We start from the raw sequence: 3,429 nt of genomic DNA, 5'->3' as shown, positions 1-3,429 counted from the left end.
CCAGGCTGTAGGCTGAAATGTCCATCGCGACGTGCCAGCCCTGGCGGCTCGTTTCCACATAAGGATTCCGCAGTTCGGCAGGTGGAGCGAATGCCACAGCGTGGACGACCAGATCGAGCTGTCCGTACTGGTCTTCGATTGCCGAAAACACGTTCGCGATGTCGTCATCAGACTGAACGTCGCAGGGAAGAAAGACCTTAGGCTGATGGGCTTCGACGAGCCGGCGGACGCGGCGTTCATTGGACGGCCCCGGCAAATGTGTATAAGCCAGCTCGGCACCTTCGCGATGGAGCGCCTCGGCGATGGCCCAGGCGATGCTCCGGTCGTTGGCCACACCCATGATCAAACCGACTTTGCCACTGAACAATCCCATAGTTGTCAACATCCCTCACTAATTTCCGGAGTTGAATACAAGTATCGTACAGCAGAACTACTCATTTTCTTCTTTGTCCCTCCGGAAAGCAGGGTGTGATTTTTCAAGAAAATTCTCCTCGACAAACGGTGGTCGTTGTTTTGAAGGATCTTCGTTGATCGTCGCCTGATCCGACCGGACGCGGCCCGGCTGTGGATACTACGGAGTCAGGCAAGAGCCGGGACCGGGCCCGCCAGTACCTCGTACTCCTCCAAAGGTGCCATGTCTCCCGAGAGGACCTGGCGACACTTGGCCTCGAGCTCGGGGAGCCGGCTTTCGATATAGCGGCGAGCGACCCGACGCTTGCGTTCGTTGGCAGTGGCCTGCCCCAGCAGGAGATGGCCCACGATGCAGATGATGGCGGAATCGACCAGTCGACGCCCCGCCAAGTCCAGATAGGTGGTGGACTGCGTCTTGGTGAACTGGAGAGCCTCCTGGACTCGCTTCCGCGCTTCGATCAACTCGTTCCGCAGGTCGTCGAGGAGTTTGTCGCCATACACCTTGTTTTCGAAATCCGCCACATAACTTTCAAACGATCCAGAAGCGACGCCGCGTACTGCCGCCACAATCTGGAGCTGGCTGGTTCCTTCGTAAATGGTGGTGATTCGGGCGTCTCGCAGATAGCGTTCCGCCGCGTAATCCTTCATGTAGCCCGATCCCCCGAGCACCTGGATCGCATCGTTGGCCACCTGGACGCACATCTCCGAAGCATAGTATTTGCTCATAGGAGTGAGCATGCCATTAATGCGTTTCAGCGTCCGGGCCAGTTGCTTCCGCTCTTTTTGTTCCTCCTTGGGAAGATCGGGAACGGTTTCCAGGATTCGCAGATTGTTGTTCTCCAAATCGCAAACCCGGCTTGTTTCGTACGTGAGCGCGCGGGCGGCTTCGATGGCGATTTTCATTTCCGTGACCATCTCAGCCACGGCGGGGAGACGCTCGATCGGCCCACCGAATTGCTGGCGAGTGTGCGCGTACACCCGGGCCAGGCGGAACGCAGCTTCGGCAATTCCCAGGGACTGTGCCGCGATCCCCACCCGGGCACCGTTCATCAGCGCCATAACGTACGTGATCAGACCACGCTGACGTTCGCCAATCAGCCGGGCGGGCGTATCGTCGAACACAAGCTCGCAGGTTGGACTGCCATGAATTCCCAGTTTTTCCTCCAGGTGCCGCACACGGACCGTCGCGTTCCGTTCCGTGATGAAGAGGCTGAGCCCCCGGCCATCCTGGATGTCGGGCTCACTTCTCGCCAGGACAAGCAAAATCTCCCCACAGCCGTTGGTGATGAAACGCTTGACACCATTGAGTCGCCACTGTCCCGTTTCATCCTGATAGGCGCGGAGACGCACAGCCTGCAAGTCGCTTCCCGCATCCGGTTCGGTGAGCACCATGGCCCCTGTCACTTCGCCCCGGGCAAACCGTGGAAGGACCTGCTCCTTGATGTCGTCTGAAGCAAATGCGTTGATGGTCTCCGCGATACCCTGGAGCCCGAACAGGTTCATGAAGGAGGCGTCCGCACGGCTGACAATCTCGGTGGCCATCGTGTAAATGAGATTCGGGCAGTTCAGACCACCATACTTGCGCGGGAGGGTGAAACCCATCAGATCGGCCTGGGCCATGCGGCGGAGATTTTCCCGCACCAGGGGGTGGAGTGTGACGGTGCCGTCCTCGTTGAGTTTATTTCCTTCTCGGTCGATCTGCTCGGCATGGGGCGCGATGATATCGGCGGCAATCTGGCCCACGATCTCCAGCACACGCCAATAGTTGTCCACCGCGTCTTCTTCGTCGATGGGGACATAATCCGCATCGCCGTTGGCGGTGTAGGCTTCCTGAAGCCGCGCAAGCTCCTTCAAATCGATGTGCCGGAACAAGAACTGGATGTCTTCGTTATCCAGGAAGTAGTTCCCCACGGATATTTCTCCCGTTTACCAATTCCCGAAAGCTGGCTCGTGAATTGCGCCTGAAAACCCAACCAAAGTGTCAAGGTGTATTGCGCCCACACGGAGAACGGTGCTGGTTACCTCCGCCGTTCCCGAAGGGCCTTGATCATCATAGGAATCACCTTTTTCAAATCACCCACAATGCCGTAATGCGCGATGGAAAAAATCGGAGCGTTTGGATCGATGTTGATCGCGATGATCTTGGCAGATTCTTCCATTCCAGCCCGGTGCTGGACCGCACCAGAGATGCCCGCGGCAATGTAGAGGGCGGGTCGGACGGTGGTCCCCGTTTGGCCGATCTGGTGCTCCTTGCCGATAAACCCGCTGTCCACGGCCGCACGACTTGCCCCTACAGCTCCCCCAATCGCTCCTGCCAGTTCGTGAATAAGGCGGAAATCCTCCTTGCTTCCCACTCCCCCGCCGCCCGCGACGATGACTCGTGCCCCCTTCAGATTCACTTTTCGGGGTTCGATGTGTCTTTCGATGAGCCGCAGGGCCAACAGCGACTCGTCGATCTCCACTTTTTCATCGATGATTTCGCCATTACGGGAAGGGTTGGGGGGAAGCAGCGGCATAACGCCTTCGCGGACCGTGGCCATCTGCGGCCAGCGATCGTAATTGACAATGGTGGCGATAATATTGCCCCCGAACGCCGGCCGAATTTGCAGAAGCAGATTGCGATGGACTTCCTTCGTTTTCGGGTCGGTGACGTCGCTGATTTGAAGATCCGTGCAATCCGCGGTCATTCCTGCCTGGATGGCCGAAGCCACACGCGGCGCCAGATCCCTTCCCAGAGGCGTCGCCCCGTAAAGCACAATCTGCGGCTGGTATTTTTCAATCAGCGTGCAGAGAACCCGGGCATAGGGGATTGTCTGGAAGTGGGCCAATCGCGAATCTTCCACAACATACACGCGATCGGCACCGTGCGCGATGAGCTTGCTTGCGAGAGGCCGAATCTGGTGTCCGGGAAGAACAGCGCCGACGGGTACTTTCAGTACGTCGGCAAGTTGCCGGGCCTTGCCGCAGAGTTCAAGCACAACATCGTGCAGCGAGCCGTCTTCCTGCTCCGCAAAAACC

General features: G+C 58.2%; 3 protein-coding genes. All 3 read right to left on the bottom strand.

Annotated features, from left to right (window positions below):
* Positions 1-373 (bottom strand): SDR family oxidoreductase (locus H5U08_RS13250; RefSeq protein ID WP_297033905.1); only part of this gene is annotated, 373 nt, incomplete at its 3' end.
* Positions 374-579: 206 nt separating this feature from the next.
* Positions 580-2,322 carry an acyl-CoA dehydrogenase family protein gene (locus H5U08_RS13245; RefSeq protein WP_297033903.1) on the bottom strand — a complete coding sequence of 581 codons (1,743 nt, stop codon included), beginning with the start codon at positions 2,320-2,322 and terminating at the stop codon, positions 580-582.
* Between the two features lie 107 nt (positions 2,323-2,429).
* Positions 2,430-3,429: electron transfer flavoprotein subunit alpha/FixB family protein (locus H5U08_RS13240; protein WP_297033900.1), on the bottom strand; the 1,000-nt coding region annotated here is incomplete at its 5' end.

It is taken from the genome of Thermogutta sp. (genome assembly GCF_014359955.1).
Classification (GTDB): Bacteria; Planctomycetota; Planctomycetia; order Pirellulales; family Thermoguttaceae; genus Thermogutta.
The sequence above is the reverse complement of the archived record's forward strand: the minus strand, read 5'-3'. Positions and strand labels throughout refer to the sequence as shown.